Origin of the sequence: Larkinella sp. (assembly GCF_965227735.1) — a bacterium.
In the GTDB taxonomy this organism is placed as follows: Bacteria; Bacteroidota; Bacteroidia; order Cytophagales; family Spirosomataceae; genus Larkinella.
On sequence record NZ_OZ245776.1, the window covers coordinates 6228899 to 6248897 of the forward strand.

General features: G+C 54.9%; 13 protein-coding genes. 10 read left to right on the plus strand and 3 right to left on the minus strand.

Features of this window, described 5'->3' with window-relative positions:
• Positions 1–153: 153 nt before the first annotated feature.
• Positions 154–1146 carry a Hint domain-containing protein gene (locus ACO064_RS24365; RefSeq protein ID WP_421829809.1) on the plus strand — a complete coding sequence of 331 codons (993 nt, stop codon included), beginning with the start codon at positions 154–156 and terminating at the stop codon, positions 1144–1146.
• A 37-nt stretch (positions 1147–1183) separates the two neighbouring features.
• Here ACO064_RS24365 and ACO064_RS24370 read toward each other — a convergent pair whose 3' ends face one another.
• The 3 genes from ACO064_RS24370 to ACO064_RS24380 all read right to left on the minus strand — a co-directional run bounded on the left by ACO064_RS24370 (position 1184) and on the right by ACO064_RS24380 (position 3708).
• On the minus strand, positions 1184–2185 hold the full coding sequence (locus ACO064_RS24370) for an NADP-dependent oxidoreductase (protein WP_421829810.1): 1002 nt from the start codon (positions 2183–2185) through the stop codon (positions 1184–1186).
• Between the two features lie 97 nt (positions 2186–2282).
• Complete coding sequence (locus ACO064_RS24375; RefSeq protein WP_421829811.1) at positions 2283–2873, minus strand: TetR/AcrR family transcriptional regulator; 591 nt, start codon at positions 2871–2873, stop codon at positions 2283–2285.
• Positions 2874–2940: 67 nt separating this feature from the next.
• Complete coding sequence (locus ACO064_RS24380) at positions 2941–3708, minus strand: SDR family oxidoreductase (RefSeq protein WP_421829812.1); 768 nt, start codon at positions 3706–3708, stop codon at positions 2941–2943.
• 538 nt (positions 3709–4246) lie between these two features.
• Between ACO064_RS24380 and ACO064_RS24385 the strand changes: the two genes are divergently transcribed.
• The 9 genes from ACO064_RS24385 (at position 4247) to ACO064_RS24425 (ending at position 19996) form a co-directional block, all read left to right on the plus strand.
• Positions 4247–4882 (plus strand): RNA polymerase sigma factor, encoded by a 636-nt coding sequence (locus ACO064_RS24385; RefSeq protein WP_421829813.1) that lies wholly within the window; start codon positions 4247–4249, stop codon positions 4880–4882.
• Positions 4883–4948: 66 nt separating this feature from the next.
• On the plus strand, positions 4949–6070 hold the full coding sequence (locus ACO064_RS24390) for a FecR family protein (RefSeq protein ID WP_421829814.1): 1122 nt from the start codon (positions 4949–4951) through the stop codon (positions 6068–6070).
• 132 nt (positions 6071–6202) lie between these two features.
• Positions 6203–9538, plus strand: a complete 3336-nt coding sequence (locus ACO064_RS24395) for a TonB-dependent receptor (RefSeq protein WP_421829815.1) — start codon at positions 6203–6205, stop codon at positions 9536–9538.
• Positions 9539–9660: 122 nt separating this feature from the next.
• Positions 9661–11106, plus strand: a complete 1446-nt coding sequence (locus tag ACO064_RS24400) for a RagB/SusD family nutrient uptake outer membrane protein (protein WP_421829816.1) — start codon at positions 9661–9663, stop codon at positions 11104–11106.
• A 314-nt stretch (positions 11107–11420) separates the two neighbouring features.
• Positions 11421–12848: an FAD-dependent oxidoreductase gene (locus tag ACO064_RS24405; protein ID WP_421829817.1), complete on the plus strand. Its 1428-nt coding sequence runs from the start codon at positions 11421–11423 to the stop codon at positions 12846–12848.
• A complete protein-coding gene (locus tag ACO064_RS24410) occupies positions 12848–14248 on the plus strand; it encodes a sialate O-acetylesterase (protein WP_421829819.1) in 1401 nt (466 codons plus the stop codon). Before ACO064_RS24405 ends, ACO064_RS24410 begins: the two co-directional genes overlap by 1 nt.
• Before the next feature lie 481 nt (positions 14249–14729).
• The gene (locus ACO064_RS24415; RefSeq protein ID WP_421829820.1) at positions 14730–15422 is read left to right on the plus strand and encodes an RNA polymerase sigma-70 factor; all 693 of its coding nucleotides are present in this window, start codon (positions 14730–14732) and stop codon (positions 15420–15422) included.
• A gap of 98 nt (positions 15423–15520) precedes the next feature.
• Positions 15521–16528 carry a FecR family protein gene (locus tag ACO064_RS24420; RefSeq protein WP_421829821.1) on the plus strand — a complete coding sequence of 336 codons (1008 nt, stop codon included), beginning with the start codon at positions 15521–15523 and terminating at the stop codon, positions 16526–16528.
• A gap of 24 nt (positions 16529–16552) precedes the next feature.
• Positions 16553–19996 carry a SusC/RagA family TonB-linked outer membrane protein gene (locus ACO064_RS24425; protein WP_421829823.1) on the plus strand — a complete coding sequence of 1148 codons (3444 nt, stop codon included), beginning with the start codon at positions 16553–16555 and terminating at the stop codon, positions 19994–19996.
• Positions 19997–19999: the final 3 nt, after the last annotated feature.

Below are 19999 nucleotides of genomic sequence, written 5' to 3' on the forward strand. Positions count from 1 at the left end.
CTACACCTTCTGCCCCTAAATCCCCTGAAGGGGACTTGGACGCGGAATCCTTCGGATGCTAAAAGTCCGGCAGCGGCCGACCGTCCTTTAGGGGATTTAGGGGCAGAGGTCCTGAGAAATTAAGCAATATTGAATATCGAATAACGATCAACCATGAAAACTAACTTACTTCGTACCTGTCTGCTTGTCTGTTGTGTGATCGTCGCGCAACTGGTTTCTGCCCGCGTTTGGGCGCAAACCGCTTCCATGTCGCTGGACCAACTGAAAGCCGTCAAAGCCATTAAAATCGGGAATCTGGAAAAAGATACCTATTTCAAATCCGGCGATTTCATCCTGGATCGCTACGAAGAACGCCCCGCCTACGTCTTCAATTACAGCGACGGGATTCCCCGGAAAATCTATCTGTACAAGGTGTTTACGGCTGCCGATACCAAAGAACTGGGGTTACTGGCAATCTATGAAAATGGAAAAACCAAAGAAACCAAACCGTTTGTGATTCCCGGTGCCAGTGCCGACCGCAAGGCCTGGGATGCCTACATCGACGATCTGAAGTATGTGGGTGAAAAAGAAGCCGGACTGATGTCGGCCCTCGGTTTTGTACTCTCCCGCGAGATGTCGCTGCTCATGGGTGGCGGGTCGAAGGAAGAAGGCGGTGACAAGAAGAAGGAAGAATACAATTTCTGCTTCCCCGCCGACGCCGTGGTGACCCTGGCCGACCGCCAGACGAAAGCCATCGCGGAAGTAAAAGCCGGTGATGAAGTGGTGGCTTACGATGCCAAAACCCGTCTGCTGGTTCCGGCGCGGGTGCAGGAAGTGACCATCCATGCAAAACCCAATCTGGCCGTTGCAGGGGTTTGGCTGACGCCGGTTCAGGACCTTTCGGCCAGTAACACGGCCGCATTGACCAAGCCGGTTTTGCTGGAAGCCACCGCCAACCACCCCGTTCAAACCGCAACCGGGGCAAAAAAACTGGGTGACCTGCGCAACGGCGATGTGCTGTACCGCTTCGATGGCGCCACCCGCTCGGTGTCGGCCTGGAAAGTTGCCGCCGTTCAGAATGCGGTTCGCACGGTCGACAAAGTCTACAACCTGACGACGGACAAAGGAAGCTACCTCATCAACGACGTCGTTGTTCTGGATAAATAAAGTTTAGGGTCGTTTGTCCGGAAAGCGCGAAACCGGGCTACGTTACTTTGATGACAACCTTGCCCCTGGCCCGTCCGCTTTCGACGTAGGCCAGGGCTTCATTGGCCTCATCAAACGGAAATACCTTGTCCATCACCGGGCGTATGATCTGATCATCGATCAGCCTGGTGATTTTGGCAAGCTGGCTTCCCTCGGCTCGCATAAACAGGAATGAATAGGTCACGCCGAGGGCTTTTGCTTTGCGTTTGGTGGCGTAACTCAGGAAAAACATCACCGTTTTCAGCAGCCAGTTCAGGCCGATTTCTTTGGCAAATGCAGGATCGGGCGGGCCGGCGATGGAGATGAGTTTGCCGCCGGGCCGTAACACCCGCAGTGATTTCTCCAGTGTGGCGGCATCCTGGCTGTTGAGCACCAAATCATACTGGCTGAGGATGCTCTCGAAATCCTGTGTTTTATAGTCGATTACCACATCGGCCCCCAGGCTCTTTACCAGTTCAATGTTGGCTGCGCTGGTGGTGGTGGCTACGGTTGCGCCCAGGTGTTTGGCCAGTTGGATCGCAAAAGTGCCCACTCCTCCCGAACCGGCCTGAATGAACACCTTTTGACCTTTTTTCAGGTTCCCTTTTTCAACCAGGGCCTGCCAGGCTGTCAAGCCCACCAGTGGAATCGACGCAGCTTCTTCCATCGACAGCGATGTGGGCATGATGGCGATGTCGGCTTCGTTTATGGCGACGAATTCGGCAAACGTACCAATGCGGTAATCGGCGGGGCGGGCGTAGATTTTGTCGCCAACCTTGAAATTTTTCACCTGCACACCCACTTCGACAACCACACCTGCCACGTCATGGCCCATGATGAGCGGTAATTGGTAGGGGAGCAGGGCTTTGAACTCGCCCGCTTTGATTTTGGAATCCAGCAAATTGACTCCGGCGGCATGGATTTTAACCAATACGTCATTTTCCCGCAGTTTCGGCTCCGGCATCTCACCGAAGCGCATGGGCTCTTTTTTGTTATATCGATCAATGAAGAAGGCTTTCATGCTGTAGTAGGTTTTAGTATTGAAATGAGACGGCTTCTGGTTTACAGTTAATTCTGATTCTTTTTAGACTTTTTGGTCTATTTTACGGCAAATTTTTTTAGGAAGCATATCGCTCCAGTTCTGCTTTCAAACTTTTGATAAGACCGATCATCGGCTGAGCGGTATTCATTGCCCTGCACATGACAACCCCGCCTTCGACAGCAGCCACCATATTGAACGCATAAACAACCGGATCAAGCTGAGTCGAAAACTCCCCATTCTCAATGCCCTGTTTCAGGAAAGCAACCGCCAGCTCCTGCCCCCTGGTGATAACCGTCGCAACCTTTTTTTTAATAACCGGATGTGTATCATCCGACTCTACTGCCATGTTGAAAATGGGGCAACCGCCACGAATGTACGTATTCAGGGGGTCGGTGTACAAGTCAAGAAAAGCGAAGATTTTGGCCTTGGCGGTATCAGCTTGCCCAATCGTAGCCGCAATTTTTTCCGTCATTTTTGAGAGCAACAGGTCAATGACCTGAACTGAAAGGTCTTCCTTGTTCTCAAAATGGCCATACAAACACCCTTTGGCTACTTTGGTGGCAGCAAGCACGTCGTCAATGTGAACCCCGGCGACACCTCGTTCATTGAACAGTGGCGCTGCGGTTTCCAGAATAAATTGCTTGGTTCGTTCCGCTTTCGTAAGCATGGTGCAAAAATAGACTTTTTAGTCTATTTTTGCACCATGCTGGTATTGATTTATTTACTTCCCATCACTACATTCCCCAGACCGTCATTCCGCCATCCACCGCGATCGTCTGGCCGGTGATGTAGCCCGCTGCGGGCAGGCACAGGAAGGCGACGGTGGCGGCTACTTCTTCAACTTTTCCGACGCGACCCATTGGCGTCCGTTGCAGAATGCCTGCCAGTTTTTCGGGATTGTCCAGCACCGGTGCCGCCAGGGGCGTATAGATGTACCAGGGCGCGACCACGTTGGTTCGAATGCCGTCCGTGGCCCACTCGACGGCCAGGTTTTTTGCCAGTTGGTGTAGTGCCGCTTTGGTCATGCCGTAAATGGACCCGCTGCTGGTGTGCGTCAGGCCCGACACCGACGAAACAAACACAATGCTGCCTTTTCCGGACGACTTCAACAGCGGATAAACCGCCTTGCAGAGTTCGTAACTGGCCCGCAGGTTGGTGTTCAGCAGAAGATCGAATTCATCCGTTGTGTAGTCGATGGTGGGTTTTCGGATGTTCGTACCGGCATTGTTGATCAGAATATCCAGGCTTCCCCAGCGGTTTTGGACGGTTTCGGCCACCTGCTGAACCGCCCCCGGCTGGCTGATGTCGGCGGCCAGACCATCGACCAAAAAACCGTTTTGCCGGTATTCAGCCAGTTTTTGCTGCAATACATCATTGTCGCGGGCCACGATAAACACCTCTGCGCCCAGTTCCAGCAGTTGATTTACGATCGCTTCACCGATGCCTTTGGTGCCACCGGTCACCAGGGCGCGGGAGCCGGTAAGTTTCCAGAAAGAATTCATATTGCGTGTTTGATTACAGGTTGGTAGTCGTCCCTCTCCATTTGCAAGAAAAGGAACCTTCGCCGGTTTTTCCAGGGATGGGCCCTATTCTTTTCTACGTAACCCAAACAGAAAGTCATTGTAGTTTTCATTCATGAAGTAGCTGCGCCGTTTTTCGCCCCGTCAGGGGCACAACAGCGCAGCGTCGGTAGAAATAATGGTAGCATCCGCGTCGGCGTGCCGTGAGGTACGCGACCGAACGGTACCAGGAATCGTTGCGTACCTATCGGCACGCTGGAAAAACAACCATTACGGCGGGGGCTACCGACGCTGCGCTGTTGGGCCCCTGACGGGGCGAAAAACGGCGGGATTGTTGATGAAAACCCGATTGGATTTTTCCCGTGTACCATCCCCGAAACCGGGACAAAACGATTTTAAAATAAATTTTGCACAATCCTGAGTATTAGTTGAATTTTACCCCCTATTAACCACCAGTCGTATCCTTCGACCGCATACATGCTCTGACTGCCCATTCTGAATCCGGTAAATCGTAAGGACCATGCTGAAACCCGATATCCATGACAAACGTCAAAATGCCTGGGAAAAAACCGACGAAACGCTGCTGTGGCAGCAATTCCGGGAAGGGCCGCAGGAGGCTTTTCAGGCGTTGGTGCAGCATTTTTACCGGGAACTCCATTTTTACGGTGGCCGGTTTACCCGCGACTCCGACCTGCTGAAAGATTGTATGCAGGATCTGTTTCTGGATTTGTGGACGTACCGGGCCAAAATCGTGCAGACGCAATACATCCGGCCATACCTCTACAAGTCGCTCCGGCGTAAAATCCACCGGGAAATGATGCGCCATATGTCGGTGACCGGCGGAGACGGCTTTGTGTTCGACGACCTCAGTTCGGAAGACATTACGGCGGAACAGGCCCTGATCCGGACGGAATTGTCGGACTATCAGACGGCCCGGCTGAATGCTTTGCTGGAGCAACTTTCGGATCGCCAGCGGGAAGCGATTCACCTGAAATTTTACGGAGAACTGTCGAACGAGGAGATTGCCGACATTCTGGCCGTGAACAAGCAGTCGGTTGCGAACCTGCTTCACCGGGGTTTGCGACGGCTGCGGGAAAGCTGGCCTTCGCTGCTGTCGTTGATCGGCTGCGGGTTGCTGGAGTCTTGGCACAAATAAACCGGACGCCCTGAGTATGCCGCGCCAAAGCCTTCCTATTAACGACCGAAGCCCTTCCACAACACCATGATGAAAGCGTATCAACACTATACCGTCGAAGATTTCCTGCTGGATGCCCGGTTTCGGGCCTGGGTCAAACACGGCCAGCCCGAAGCCCGGCAGTTCTGGGAGCAGTGGCAACGGGACAATCCGCACCAGCGCGCGACGCTGCTGCTGGCGAAAGACATGGCCGAAGCGCTGAAAAACCGCCCGCATACCCTGGCTCCCGAGCAGGAACACCTGGAGGTGGAGCGCATTGTGAAACTGGCCCGCTACACTCCGGAGCCGTCGCGCTGGCAGAAGGTTCAGCGGTCGTTCAGCAACCGGTTTTGGCAGACAGCGGCTGCCCTTGTTGTGCTGGTCGGTGTGGGCTGGGGTGTGTATCAGTGGCAGGATAAGATAACGCCCGATTCAGAAACCGCAGCCTTTGCCGATTCGGAAAAACCGTCGGATGCGCCGTGGATCAATCAGGTCAATGGCACGTCACAACCCGTCCGGCTGACGTTGCCCGACGGTAGTAAAATGACGCTGATGCCCAACAGCGAAGCGCGGTATCCCCGCACGTTCGACGCCGGTCAGCGCGAAATCCAACTGAAAGGCGAGGCCACGTTTGCCGTGGTTCACGAAGGAAAACGACCGTTTCTGGTCTACAGCGGCCCGCTGGTGACCCGCGTACTGGGAACCCGGTTTCGGGTACAGGCCCGAACGGGCGACAAGCAAATGAAAGTGTCGGTGTTGTCGGGCAAGGTGTCGGTGATGGACCGGCGCGACTGGATGGCGTCCCGGCGACCGGACAAACGCGAAGTGCCGGGTGTGGTTTTGACTGCCAATCAGCAGGTTACGTACGATGCCAGCCAGAATCATTACCAGAAAGAACTCGTCACTCAACCGGCCTTGCTAGCGCCTGCGGAAAACCGGGAAAGCTTCAGCTTTGAGGATACTCACGCATCCGAAGTGTTTGAGCGACTGAAAAAAGCGTATGGTGTCGAAATTATCTATGATCCGACGGTGCTGCGGAACTGCACCCTGACGGCGTCGATGGCGGGTGTTCCGCTCCACGATCAACTCCGGCTGCTGTGTGCCTCCATCGGTGCCTCCTACGAGGTGGTCGATGCCCGGATCATTGTTTCCAGCCGGGGCTGTCCGTAAATCATCCAAAAAAAAAGCCCGCTATGGTGCGAACATAGCGGGGGAATTTGACCGATCCGGCGGCACTTTTCGGGCCACCGCGGACCGGTGTAGCTACTCCTTTGCCCGGAATAACTAAACCACCCCCAATTTATGTACAAGTTTACAAACCACGAAACGATTCGGATGCTTATGCGACTTTCGTTCCTCCAGGTAGTATTGACGGCGCTGCTGATCAACGGCGCGCTGGCCGCCCGGGCGCAGGAATTACTCGACCAGCGGGTGAGCGTTCGGCTGGACAACTATACCGTCCGGCAGGCCTTGCTGACGCTGGAAAAAACGGCGCACGTCAAGTTCGTATACAGCCGTCAGGTGGTTCAGATTGACCGGAAAGTGTCGCTGGCCGCTACCGACGAACGGCTGGTGGACATTCTCGACCGGTTGCTGAAACCGCTGCAATTGAGCTATGTCGTCACCGGAAGCCAGATCGCGCTCGTCCGTTCAACGATTCCCGACGGCATGGGAAGTGTTCAGCCGACGCTCAAATTCGAAGAAACGGCCCTGATTGCCGACCGGTCGGTGGGCGGAAAAGTAACCGACGAAAAAGGGGAGGGGTTGCCGGGCGTGAGTGTGGTGGTGAAGAATACGACCCGCGGCACCACCACCGACGGCACCGGCGCGTTTCGGCTGAGTGTTCCCGACGAAACCGCCGTGCTGATTTTTTCCTTTGTGGGTTATGTCAATCAGGAAGTTAGCGTTGGGAGTCGGACGGTTTTCGACATTCGGCTTGCCCCCGATCAGAAGGCGCTGGACGAGGTAGTAGTGGTGGGGTATGGAACCGTCAAAAAGAGTGATTTAACGGGTTCACTGTCGCAGGTCAAATCAAAAGACATTAATTCGTATCCGGCAACCAACGTGTTGCAGGCCCTGTCGGGCCGGGCGGCTGGTGTGCAGGTGTTGCAGAATACCGGAGCACCGGGCGGCAGCGTCAGCGTCCGGATCCGGGGCACCAACTCGATTCAGGGCAGCAACGAGCCGCTGTATGTGGTAGACGGTTTTCCGATGTCGGGCAGCAATCCGACGGTGTTGAACAACGCCGATATTGAAAACATCGAGATTTTGAAAGACGCTTCGGCCACGGCAATTTACGGGTCGCGGGGAGCGAATGGCGTGGTGCTGATTACGACAAAACGCGGGAAAGCCGGTAAAACCAGCGTCGACGTGGAGACCAGTTATAGCAGCCAGACGCTGCGGAAAAAACTGGATCTGATGAACGCGAAGGAATACGCAACGTTCTACAACGAACAGGCAACCAACGACGGCCTGAAACCGTATTTTTCGCAGGCCCAAATCGACGGGTTTGGGAACGGGTCCGACTGGCAGGATCTGGTGTTTCAGAAGGCTCCCATGAAAACGGTTGCGCTAAACATCAGTGGCGGCAACGAAAAAACGCAGTTTTCGCTGTCGGGCAGTACATTTAATCAGGACGGCATCATCCGGGGCAGCGACTACAACCGGTATTCGCTGCGGGCCAACATCAACCACGCCATCAGCCGGAAGCTCAGTGTCAACGTGGCCAGCACCCTCACCCGGATCAAATCGAGCGCCCAGAACAGCCAGGGGAGCAACCGGGGCGGTTCGCTGATTGCGGGGGCGGTTTCGGCCCCGCCGGTTCTGGGACCCTACAAGGCCGATGGAACCTACGAAATGTTCGGAACCACCTACGCGTTCATCAACACGCAACTGCGGAATCCGATCAACACCCTCAACGAACAAAGCAACGCCACCCGGGGAAACCGGGTCATGACGAATGCCGCCTTTGTGTACAACCCCATTCCGGAACTAACGATCAAGATTTCGGGCGGTATTGAAAATTCCGACGACCGGACGGATTCCTATACCACCAACAATTTTTTTGGTTCACAGGGCGGGGCCAGCGTCAGCACCAGCCAGTTTACGAGTCTGCTGAACGAGAACACGATCAGTTACGCCAAAACCATCCGGCAAAAGCACAGCGTTTCGGCGGTGGCCGGGTTCACCTACCAGGATTTTGTCAGCACGTCGTTGAGCGGCAGCGGCCAGGGCTACATCAGCAACACCAGCCAAACCTACGATCTGGCTGCGGCCAGTACACCGGGCATTCCCAGTTCGGGTTACTCCAAATCGTCGCTTCTGTCGTATCTGGGACGTATCAATTACGCTTTTGACAGCAAATACCTGGCGACGTTCAGCTTTCGGGCCGATGGCTCTTCCAAATACAGCGAAGGTGATAAATGGGGCTATTTTCCGTCCGGGGCGCTGGCCTGGCGGATTTCCAACGAGGATTTTCTGAAAAACAGCCGACTGGTTTCCGACCTGAAACTGCGGGTAAGCTGGGGACTGACGGGTAGCCAGGCGATTGGAGCCTACGCGACCCTGAATCAGCTTGTTTCGGCGAAAACCATTTTTGGCGACGCGCTTTATACGGCTTATGCGCCCGGCACCAACCTGCCCGGAAACCTGAAATGGGAAACCACCGAACAGAAAGACATCGGGATCGATTTCGGTGTTTTGGGAAACCGGATTCTGGTGACGGCCGATTATTACATCAAAAACACCCGCGATTTGCTCAATACCGTCCAACTGCCGTCCTCGCTGGGCTTTGTCACCACCATCCAGAACATCGGGGAAGTGCAGAACAAAGGGCTTGAACTGGGCATCAACGCCAATGTGCTGACCGGCGCTTTCAAATGGAACGTCAACACCAACGTGGCTTTCAACCGCAACAAGGTCATCAAACTACACGGCGGACAGGATATTCTGGGCGGTTTTGTCGATCTGTCGGCGATTACCGACACCCGGAACATCCTGCGGGAAGGCCAGCCGATGGGCCGTTTCTGGGGCTACCTCGAAGACGGTTACGACGAAAAAGGGAAGATCAAATACCGGGATCTGGACGGCGATAAGGCCATCACGGTGCGGGATAAAACCTACATCGGCGACCCGAACCCGAACTTTATCTACGGTTTTAATTCCAACATGTCGTACCGCAATTTCGACCTGACGATCTTTTTGCAGGGCACTCAGGGCAACGACATCTTCAACAGCAGCGCCATCAACAACACGGTCGATTACGGCTACGGCCTGAACATGCCCCGCGAGGTGCTGCGGGATCACTGGACCCCCACCAACACGACGGCCAAATACCCGGTCATCAGCAGCACCACGCGGACCAACGTCTCCGACCGGTTTGTGGAAGACGGTTCTTACCTGCGGTTGAAAAACATTGTGCTGGCCTATAACCTGCCGGTTCAGAAGTGGGGTGTCAACTGGATTCGCTCGGCGCAGTTCTACGCCAGCGGCCAGAACCTGCTGACGTTCACCAACTATTCCTGGTGGGACCCGGAAGTGAACTCCAACGGCGGTGCCAACTCCACCGCCCAGGGTTTCGACCAATATAGCTATCCAACTGCCAAATCGATCACCATCGGCCTGCGGGCGGGATTTTAAATTGAGTGATTGAGTGAATGAGCGATTGAGTGAAATACACCAATACTAAAACCTGTAAGTTCACTCAATTGCATCATCGCTCTTCGCTCAATTGCTCATTCACTCAATCACTCATTAGAAAGATGAAAACAATACGATTTCTTCTCCCCCTGCTCTTCCTGATGTCCTGCGAGGATGTTTTGAAAGAGGAGCCGAAAACGCTGGCGGTTGAAACCTTCTACAACACGAAAGTAGAGGTAGAAGCGGCTACCAACGCCATTTACACCCCATTGCGCAGTAGTTCGACCAACGGTATGGGCGTCTACATCGCCGTACTGGAAGGCCACATCGATTATGCCTATGGCCGGGGTAGTTATGCGGTTCTGAACAATTTTCAGGGGCTCGATAACGTCAACATCAGCCGGGTGGCTGGTGCCTGGGAAGCCTATTACCTGAGCATCCGGAATGCCAATCTGGTGATTAAAAATGCGCCCAACGGCAACGCGATCAGCAAGGCCGATGTCAGCGGTTTTGTGGCCGAAGCCAAATTCCTGCGGGCGTTCAGCTATTTTCACCTGGTGCGCAACTGGGGCGGTGTGCCGATCCGGACGGAAGCCAACATGACCGAAATCGATGCTAAACGGAATACCGTCGATGAAGTCTACGCCCTGATTCTGGCCGATCTGAAAGAAGCCGAAACCAACCTGCCCGACCAGGTGACGCAACCGGGACGGCCCACCCGCTGGGCTGCCAAAACCATGCTGGCGGATGTCTATTTGCAGTTGGCAAGATTCGCCGAAGCCCGTGACAAGGCCGATGAGGTAATCAAGTCGGGGAAGTTTTCGCTAATTCCGGTTGCCACGTCCGACGACTTTCAGAAGGTTTTTGGCCCGGATCTGATTTCTACGCCGGAAGAGATTTTCTACCTGAAATTCTCCCGACAGCCCGCGCAGGGCAACCTCTTTCCGACCTTGACCAACCACCCCGGAACCAAATTTCTGGGCGGTGGCGGTGGGGTTTTCGGGCTTCACGGCGACAGCACCAACCCGGTGTACAAAGCCTGGGATAACGCCGATTTGCGCAAAGGAATCTGGTATTCCTGGAACATCGGTATCGGGGCCACCTCCTTGTTGAGCAAGAAATTCATTGACCCCAATTCGCTCGAATTTGCCGGTGCCGGGAATGATGTGCCCTGGTATCGCTACGCTGATTTGCTCCTGATTTATGCCGAAGCTACGGGCCGGGCCGGAAGTGCGCCAACGGCAGCCGCGCTGGAAGCCCTCAATCAGGTTCACCGCCGGGCGTATGGCAAAAACCCAACCGCAGCTTCTCCGGTCGATTTCAAACTGGAAGACTATCCCACCACGGCGGCTTTCCTGAATCTGGTCGTCAAAGAGCGCGGTTACGAATTTCAGTACGAAGGCAAGCGGTGGCTGGAGCTGAAACGGACGGGAAAAGCCCAGGAGATTATTCTGGCGGCCAAAGGGAAGACCATCGCTGACAAACATTTCCTGTGGCCCATCCCGGTTTCCGAACTGAACTACAACAAGGCGATCGATCCGGTGAAAGACCAGAATCCGGGGTATTAGCCAACCCCTAAATCGCCGAATTACGCGTTTGGCTTATCAGCCCACTGCTTTAGCTGTGGGTGAAGCGAAAAGTAACCCCCTGCTAGCAAAACCGTTTTAACGGTTTAGTCGTCCAGCAAACCGTTAAAACGGTTTCGAAATGATTCGGTTTCGTTTCAATTTCCCACAGCTAAAGCAGTGGGCTGATAAGCCAAACGCGTGATTCGGCGATTTAGGGGCGAAGAGCGAAAATCTGAAATAGGAAAAAAATATTTTAATCAGTTAATCAGAAGCAAGACATGGATTCTAACCCTATCAATACTGATATTTCATCAATGTTTAACCTGAACCGCCGGAAATTCCTGCGGTCTGCGGCCCTGGGCACCACGGCTCTTTCCGGCCTTGGTCTGACCGAAAGTGCTGCCGAAGCAAAAGACGCGACCAAATTTTCGGAACCTTCCCGCGATCTGCTTATCAAAGGCGATGTCGATGTGATCGTTTGCGGGGGAGGGCCAGCCGGAATTGCGGCCGCCATCGCTGCCGCCCGCGCCGGGGCCCGAACGCAGTTGCTCGAAATCCACGGCTGTCTGGGGGGCGTCTGGACGGCGGGTTTATTGACTTATATCTTCGATTTCAACAAACCGGGTTTGACGAAAGAGATCATCCAAAAACTCGACGAACGCGACGCCCGGCGCAACAAAGTTCCGGATCAGTTTGTCTATGCGCCGGACGACATGAAGGTGCTGCTCGAAGAAATGTGCGCCGAAGCGGGCGTAAAATTCCTGCTGCACACCCGCGTGGCGGCCGCTTACAAAGACAAAAACCAGGTGACGACCGTCATCACCGAATCGAAATCGGGGCGGCAGGCGTGGAAAGCAAAAGTATTTATCGACGCCACCGGCGACGGTGACCTGGGCGCTCAGGCCGGCAATAGCTGGGAAATCGGCAGGGGCGGAGATACCTGCCCGTGTCAGCCGTTGACCCTCAATACGTTGGCGGTTGTGAAAGATGCCGCTGCGCTGAAACCGTACATTTCGTTTTACCAGGACGACAACGGCAAAGCCAACATGGACTGGCACGTCAAGGCGACGAAGGAGTTTATGAAAGAGATCAACCGCGCCGGAATTACGCCTTCGTACGGGATGCCCACGCTGTTCCTGATTCGCGACAATCTGGTGATGGTGATGGTTAATCACGAATACAACATCAAAGCCTTCGATGCCGATGAAATTACCGAAGCCACCGTCCGGGCGCGGGCGGAGGTGTACAGCATTGTCCGCGGACTGAACAAACTCGGCGGGCCGTGGGAGGGGATTCAGATTGTGGCAACGCCGGAGCAGATCGGGATTCGGGATGGTCGCCGGATTCACGGTCGGTATACGGTTACCAAAGAGGATCTGGCGATGGGTGCCCGGCACCAGGACGCCGTCGTTCGGCCCACGTTCGGCGTCGATATTCACGCTGCCGACCGCAAAACCAACGAGACCGAAACCATCTCGCGGGGCGGTATTAAAATGATTCCGTACGACATTCCGCTGCGGGCGTTGATTGCCAAAGATGTCGACGGACTGATGATGGCCGGTCGCTGCATCAGCGGTGATTTTACGGCCCACGCCAGCTACCGTGTCACCGGCAATGCCGTAGCGATGGGCGAAGCCGCCGGGGTGGTGGCCGCCCTGGCCGCCAAAAGCAAGCGGTTGCCCCACGAGGTGCAATGGAGCGAGGCCGTGGCGGTTTTGACCAAACTCGGCATGCGGAGCTGATGAAAACCGCCCTGCTGTTGTGGCTATTGCTCTTTTCGCGTGTGCAGGCCGAGGTGGTTTTACCTTCGATTCTGGCGTCGGACATGGTGTTGCAACAGGAAACCGACGTAGCAATCTGGGGTTGGGCGAATCCGACCGAAAAAATAACCGTCACGGCCAGTTGGGATACCCGGCCGGTGAGCGTCACCGGTGCGGCCGATGCGACCTGGAAAATCCGCCTGCGAACGCCGAAAAGCGGAGGGCCGTATGCCATTACGATCAAAGGAAACAATACGGTTTTGCTGACCAATATTCTGATCGGTGAAGTCTGGCTGTGTTCGGGGCAGTCGAACATGGCGTTGACTGCGGCTGGAGGGGTGAAGGATGCTCAGGCTGAATTGCCGACGGCATACAACCCCAACATCCGGTTTTTTAAGATGAACCGTCGGACAGCTCCTTCGCCCCAAACCGACGTGGGCGGAAACTGGTCGATTTGTGATTCGGTCAGTTTGAAGCGATTCAGTGCCGTCGGTTACTTTTTTGGGAAGAAACTGCAAGCTCAACTTGGCGTTCCGATTGGCCTGATTGATCTGTCGTGGGGCGGTTCCAAGATGGACACCTGGCTGCCCGAATCGCTCGTCAATCTGTATCCTGAAACTCGTTATTCCGGCCAGACGATGGTGAAAACGCCCTGGGCACCGAACGTTCCGGGTGTTTTGTTCAACGGCATGGTCGCGCCCATTACCTCTTTTGCCATGGCCGGGGTGATCTGGTACCAGGGCGAGTCGAACCGGCATTATGCGCCAGCCTATTACCAATTGACGCGTTTGCTCGTGGAAAGCTGGCGCGGATGCTGGCAGACCGATTTTCCGTTTTATTTCGTCCAACTGGCTCCGTACCGCTACGGCGGAACGTTTGAAACCGCGTTGATTCGGGAAAATCAGACGAGGGCGATGGCTATTCCGAAAACCGGCATGGTGGTCACGACCGATCTGGTCGATAATCTGGACGACATTCATCCGGCTTACAAAAAAGAAGTTGGGAATCGACTGGCGAACTGGGCGCTGGCCGAAACCTACCATCAAAGAATCGATTCGTACAAAAGTCCGCAATACCGCTCCCTCCGCATCCACGGAAACCGCATTGGGCTTTCCTTCGACCACGCGCCCAACGGCCTGATTGCCAGAAGCGGTGCGATAACGGAATTCGAGATCGCCGGAGCCGATCGGGTTTTCAGGAAAGCCCAGGCGCGGATTCAACACCACACCGTTGAAGTCTGGGCCGACGGTGTCGAGAATCCCGTCGCCGTCCGGTTTGCGTTTCGGGACGCACCCGAACCCACGTTATTCAGCGCCGAAGGCTTACCGGTCATTCCGTTTCGGACGGATGATTGGGATCTGGGGCTGGTTAAAAAGGAATGATAAATGTAAAATGATGAACGCCAAATGTAAATGTGCAAGCTGAGGACACTTTTACATTTGGCGTTCATCATTTTACATTTATCATTCCTTTTTCTTTTCTTCCTTTTTTGCAAAATTTTTTCTAAAAAAATCCCAACCGCCACTACGTATACTCGGCTTTGCTCCATTAGGGGTTCCACAGCGAAGCGTCGGTAGCCACAATCCGATTAGTCCGTACCCCGGCGTGCCGTTAGGCACGCGACCGAATATGATCACGAATTGTTGTGTGCCTGACGGCACACGGATTCATTGGTGTATTCGGCATTTCTACCGCTCCGGCGGCCCGGCGACGCTGCGCTGTGGAGCCCCTGACGGGGCTTCTGCTTTTCGCCAAACTTTTTCTAAAAAAATCCCAACCGCCACTACGTATATTCGGCTTTGAATTTGTCTTTCTTCCAAAGAGACTAAAAAACTCGGAAAACAGAAGTTTAAATCGTCGTGTATGCGGGCTGCTTTTACGCAAGAATCTTCGGAAGACACCGGTCGGAAAGACGGCAGTGAATCGATGGCAAACCGGCCCGGCGAGTCGGATGGGGCCGAAGCGGTGACCACGCTGGATTCCGAATTGTTCATTCGCCGGACGTTCGGAACCGACCCGAAAAAAGGCTGCGAATTGCTTTTTCGACTGTATTACAAACCGATGTGTACGCACGCCACCCGGTTTGTATATTCCCGCGAAATTGCGGAAGATCTGGTGGCCGATATTTTCTACAACTTCTGGAACACCCAGGCATTCAGTCAGGTACAGCACTCGTACCGGGCGTATCTGTTCCGCTCGGTACGCAACCGGGCCTACAATTACCTGATGAACGAGCTGAAAAAAAGCGACCCGCTGGAGTCGGCCCTGCAGCAGGAATCGGCGTCCTCCGATGCGCCGGAGCGCATGATGCAATTCGAGGAATTGTACCGGAAGGTGGACGAACTGGTGGGAACCTTGCCCCCGCAATGCCAGAAAGTGTTCATCATGAACCGGTTTGAGGGGAAGAAAAACCGGGAAATCGCCGACGAACTCCACCTGTCGATCCGTACCGTAGAAACGCACATCGGAAAAGCGCTGGCGACTTTGCGCAGTGGCCTGAAAGACAGTTGGATGTGGATGGTTTTGCTGGCAGGCATAACCGACTGGTTAATTTGAAATCCATCTTTTTGGCCCTTCCACTACGTGTAGACCCCGCCCTTTTTGTCTAGCTAGAAACGGCGTCAAAACAACAACTGCTTCCGACGAGCCAACCCATGAATCCAATGATTACGAAAGAACTGGTATTCGACCATTTTGCCGGGAAGACCACCCCCTTGCAGAAGCGGCAGATCGAACAGTGGCTGCACGACGAAACCAACCAGGAATCGTTCTACCAGTGGCTGGTGGAATGGGAACGCCAGGCGCCCCCGTATGTGCCGGAACTGGATCAGGCTCTGGAGCGGTATGTGCAACACATGCAGACCCATCCGTCGGTGGCAACCGTCGGCAGCGTGGAAACCTTGCAGGCAACCGGTCGGAGCCTCCGGTTTCCGATCCGCTGGCTGGCTGCCGCAGCCGTCCTGATCGGGCTGGTTTTTGCGGGCTGGCTGGGTCGGAACCGAATGTATAACCAGACTTACCGGACAGATTTCGGCCAAACCCGCTCACTGACGCTGTCGGATGGCAGCAAGGTGACGCTAAACGCCAATTCGGAATTGCAGGTCCCCCGGTTTGGGTTCGGAGCCGAAACCCGCGAGGTCGTGCTGTCCGGGGAAGCCTTCTTTTCGGTTACGCACCAGACTGGCCATCAGAAGTTTCTGGTGAAAACCCAAGGCGATTTCAACGTAACCGTTCTCGGAACCGAGTTCACCGTCTACTCCCGGACGCGGGGTGGCAAGGTGATGCTTCGCCGGGGAAAAGTGGAACTGAGTTACACCGAAAACCGCCAGCGTCGGCAGGTAATGCTGAAACCGGGCGATCTGGCGACCTTTAGCCGACACAACCAACTGCAACTGCGGAGTCAGGTGGAGCCCGAAAAATTCACGGCTTTTACGGAAAAACGCTTCGTTTTTGAAGACATGTCCCTGCGTGAGTTTGGCGATATGCTCACGGAAAATTACGGCTTGCAGGTCGAAATCAGCAGCGACCAGCTCGCCCGGCGCACGCTGGTGGGATCGTTCCGCGCCGACAATGTAGACGATTTGCTTGAAATCATTTCCGAAGTCTTTGGCATCCGGGTTGTCCGGCACGACGACACCGTCCGCTTTGTCGAAGATCACTAACCATTCCTAAACCCTTTTGTTGCCATGAAAAGACCCTTACGAAAAACGCTCTGGGGCGGCTGTTTGTTTGCCTTGTTTTGCCTGACGAGCTTCCCAAACCGGGCCCAGACATTGGCCCGCGCCCAGCAACCCACTGCCCGGCAGGAAAGCAACCCGGAAGTCCGCAAATTGCGCGACGTGCTGAAGGATTTGAAAAACCACTACGGCGTGGACATTCTCTTCGAAGGCGGTTTGCTGGAAGGCGTTACCGTTCCGGCGGGGCGGCTGAATTACAACCGGAAGCTGGAGGTCAATCTGGATAAACTGTTGAATGCGACCGGCTTGTATTACAAAAAAGCACAGAATGGCGCTTACCTGATTCTCGACAAAAAACAGGATCGCCGGAATGCCGACTCGCCGGAAGTGCTGCAACGCGTGAATGAAACCGCACCCGGTTTTTCCGCACCCTTGACGGCCACGATTCCGGCGGTTCAGGAACTGGTGGCATCCAGCCAGGCGAAAAATGCGAGCGATCAGACGATTGGCGGAACCGTCACCAGTGAAACCGGCGAGGGGCTGCCGGGCGTCAGCATCGTCATCAAAAACACGACGCGGGGAACCACGACGGATGCCGACGGAAAATTTAAACTCAGCATTCCAACCGGCGATGTGATTTTGATTTTTTCGTTCGTCGGGTATCTGAATCAGGAAGTTGCGGTCGGGAGCCGGACGGTTTTTGACGTTCAACTCGCTCCCGATACCAAGGCGTTGGGCGAAGTGGTCGTCGTCGGCTACGGCACCCGAACCAAAAGTTCGCTGACCGGGGCCATTGCTTCCGTCAAAGCCGAGGAGTTGAAAGCGACGCCGGTGGCCAATCTGGCGCAGGGGCTTCAGGGGCGCGTGAGCGGGCTGGACATGCGGCAAAATTCGGGAACGCCCGGCGGCAACATCAGCGTCCGCATCCGGGGGACGAACTCCATCAACGGCACATCGGAACCGCTGTATGTGATCGACGGGATTCAGATTTCGGCGTCGTCGGGCGTCAATGCGGCCAATCCGCTTTCCCAAATCAATCCCTCCGACATTGAATCGGTAGAAGTGTTGAAAGATGCGGCAGCCACGGCGATTTATGGAGCCAGAGCGGCCAATGGCGTGGTGTTGATTACGACCAAACGGGGCAAAGACGGGGTGACGAACGTTTCGTACGACGGCTACATCGGTCAGCAGGAAACCACCCGGAAGCTGGGCATTCTGAATGCGACGCAGTTTGCCCAGTTGGAAAATGCCACCTACAGCCCCACCGTCGTGTATCCCAATCCGGATGCCGTGGGTGCCGGAACCAATTACCTGGATTTGATTTTTCGCCAGGCGATGATTCAGAACCACCAACTCTCGGTGAACACCGGTACGAACAAAACCCAGATTGCGCTCGGAGCGAATTATTTCAGTCAGGAAGGCATCATCAAAAAGACGGATTATGAGCGGTATGCGCTCCGGGCCAACATCGACCACCGGATCAGTGAGCGGGTGAAGGTCGGCACCAGTCTGTATTACACCGCAACGGGCGAAAACCGGGTGAATGCGGGCGGAACGGGCGTAAACGTGACGAGTGCCCGCGAAGGCATTCTGGGCCGGGCGGTGGCGGCTCCGCCCACCTTGCGGCCCTTCCGACCCGATGGCAGCGTGTATTCCTTTGCCGATCAGTTTAGCGGACGCTACCGGGAAACCGTCAATCCGATGGGCGAACTGGCGAAGAAAAATTACACCAGCGGCAACCGGTTTCTGGGGAATCTGTATCTGGAAGTGACGCTCCTCAAAGGGTTGACCTACCGCGCCAGCCTCAACGCCGATCTGTCGTCCAGTTTGCAGGAACAGTATTCGCCCCGCTCCATTGTCGATTCGATTTCGCTGAACAATCCCAACGCCGTGAACGGGTCGGCCAGCAACAACAGCAGCTACGCCCGAACCTTGCTGCACGAAAGCATCCTGACCTACAAAACCCAGTTCGGTCAGAATCACACCCTTAACGCCACCGTGGTGTATGCGACGCAGTCGGATATTTTGCAGAATAATAACCAAACGGCATCCGGTTTTGGCAACGACTTCACCGAGAACTGGTCGACAGCGAATGCTACCGTGTATGCGCTGTCGAGCTTCCGGAATAAAAGCAGCCTAAGCTCGTGGCTGGGCCGGGTGGGATACGGTTTTAAGGACCGGTATTTTCTGGATCTGACGGGTCGGGTGGATGGCTCCAGCAAGTTTGGTGCGAACAACAAGTACGGTTTTTTCCCGGCGGTGTCGGCGGCTTGGCGGATCATCGAGGAGGAATTTATGAAACCCGTCAAGTTTGTCAGTGACCTGAAACTGCGGGCCAGTTACGGCGTTACCGGAAATGCGGGAGCCATCGGGCCGTACCAGTCGCTGGCGACGGTGAGCGGGCAGGGCTACAACTACAATTTCAACAACCTGACCCAAACCGGCATCAACCCGAGCGGGATTGCGAACCCGGATTTGAAGTGGGAGCAAGCCACCCAGCTCGACATTGGTCTGGATGCGTCTTTTCTGAATAACCGCCTGACTGTCGTGGCCGATTATTACCACAAACGGACGGATAATCTGCTATTTACCAAGGCGTTGCCGATGTCGTCGGGCTATACGACGATTACCGGAAACTACGGTTCGATCCAGAACAAGGGGCTGGAACTGGGCCTGAGCGGCAAGATTCTGACGGGCGCGGTCAAGTGGGAAGCGTCGGGGAACATTACGTTCAACAAAAACAAAGTGCTGGCGCTGGATGGCATCCAGAACGAAATTGCCCTGTCGAGCTACTCCATTTTGAAAGTCGGGCAACCGCTGGGTATCTACCGGACGTATATGCTGGACGGCATCAACCAAACCGGCGAAACATTTCTCCCCGGTTATGATGCCCGGACGGGCGGTTTTAAAATCAAGGACGTCAACGGCGACGGCAAAATCAGCACAGACGATCAGGTGATCGTCGGCAATGCGCAGCCCAAGTACTTTTTCGGATTTTCCTCGCTGGTGAAATACAAGAATTTTGAACTGAGCGGTTTTGTGCAGGGCGTGCAGGGAAGTCGCCTGTTCAATGGGTTCCGGTTTACGTTCGAAACGCCATCCGGGCAGGTGAATTTGCTCGAAGGAACGGCGAACCGCTGGTCGGCCACCAATCCCAACAACGAGTATGTCAAACCGGCGCAGGGCACGAACCTGCCGGTGGGCGATCGCTGGGTGGAAGATAATTCGTACATCCGGGTCAAAAATCTGACGCTGGCCTACAACCTTCCCCGCGTCAAGTTTACCAAAGGCATTCGGGCGTATGTGGCTGGTAACAACCTCTTTACGCTGACCAAATACCAGGGCTGGGACCCCGAATCCAATAATTACGGGAGTGCCAACGCGCTGTTTTACGACAACGGGACGTACCCGGCGGCCAAATCCTACGTAGTGGGTCTTCAGTGTACGTTCTGATCC

What these genes read in the sequence shown, in the direction of transcription:
- ACO064_RS24400 (WP_421829816.1), top strand. Translation starts at nt 9,661, where the DNA reads ATGAAAACAATACGATTTCTTCTCCCCCTGCTCTTCCTGATGTCCTGC.
- ACO064_RS24365 (WP_421829809.1), top strand. Translation starts at nt 154, where the DNA reads ATGAAAACTAACTTACTTCGTACCTGTCTGCTTGTCTGTTGTGTGATC.
- ACO064_RS24415 (WP_421829820.1), top strand. Translation starts at nt 14,730, where the DNA reads ATGCGGGCTGCTTTTACGCAAGAATCTTCGGAAGACACCGGTCGGAAA.
- ACO064_RS24420 (WP_421829821.1), top strand. Translation starts at nt 15,521, where the DNA reads ATGAATCCAATGATTACGAAAGAACTGGTATTCGACCATTTTGCCGGG.
- ACO064_RS24370 (WP_421829810.1), bottom strand. Translation starts at nt 2,185, where the DNA reads ATGAAAGCCTTCTTCATTGATCGATATAACAAAAAAGAGCCCATGCGC.
- ACO064_RS24425 (WP_421829823.1), top strand. Translation starts at nt 16,553, where the DNA reads ATGAAAAGACCCTTACGAAAAACGCTCTGGGGCGGCTGTTTGTTTGCC.
- ACO064_RS24390 (WP_421829814.1), top strand. Translation starts at nt 4,949, where the DNA reads ATGATGAAAGCGTATCAACACTATACCGTCGAAGATTTCCTGCTGGAT.
- ACO064_RS24410 (WP_421829819.1), top strand. Translation starts at nt 12,848, where the DNA reads ATGAAAACCGCCCTGCTGTTGTGGCTATTGCTCTTTTCGCGTGTGCAG.
- ACO064_RS24375 (WP_421829811.1), bottom strand. Translation starts at nt 2,873, where the DNA reads ATGCTTACGAAAGCGGAACGAACCAAGCAATTTATTCTGGAAACCGCA.
- ACO064_RS24380 (WP_421829812.1), bottom strand. Translation starts at nt 3,708, where the DNA reads ATGAATTCTTTCTGGAAACTTACCGGCTCCCGCGCCCTGGTGACCGGT.
- ACO064_RS24405 (WP_421829817.1), top strand. Translation starts at nt 11,421, where the DNA reads ATGTTTAACCTGAACCGCCGGAAATTCCTGCGGTCTGCGGCCCTGGGC.
- ACO064_RS24385 (WP_421829813.1), top strand. Translation starts at nt 4,247, where the DNA reads ATGCTGAAACCCGATATCCATGACAAACGTCAAAATGCCTGGGAAAAA.
- ACO064_RS24395 (WP_421829815.1), top strand. Translation starts at nt 6,203, where the DNA reads ATGTACAAGTTTACAAACCACGAAACGATTCGGATGCTTATGCGACTT.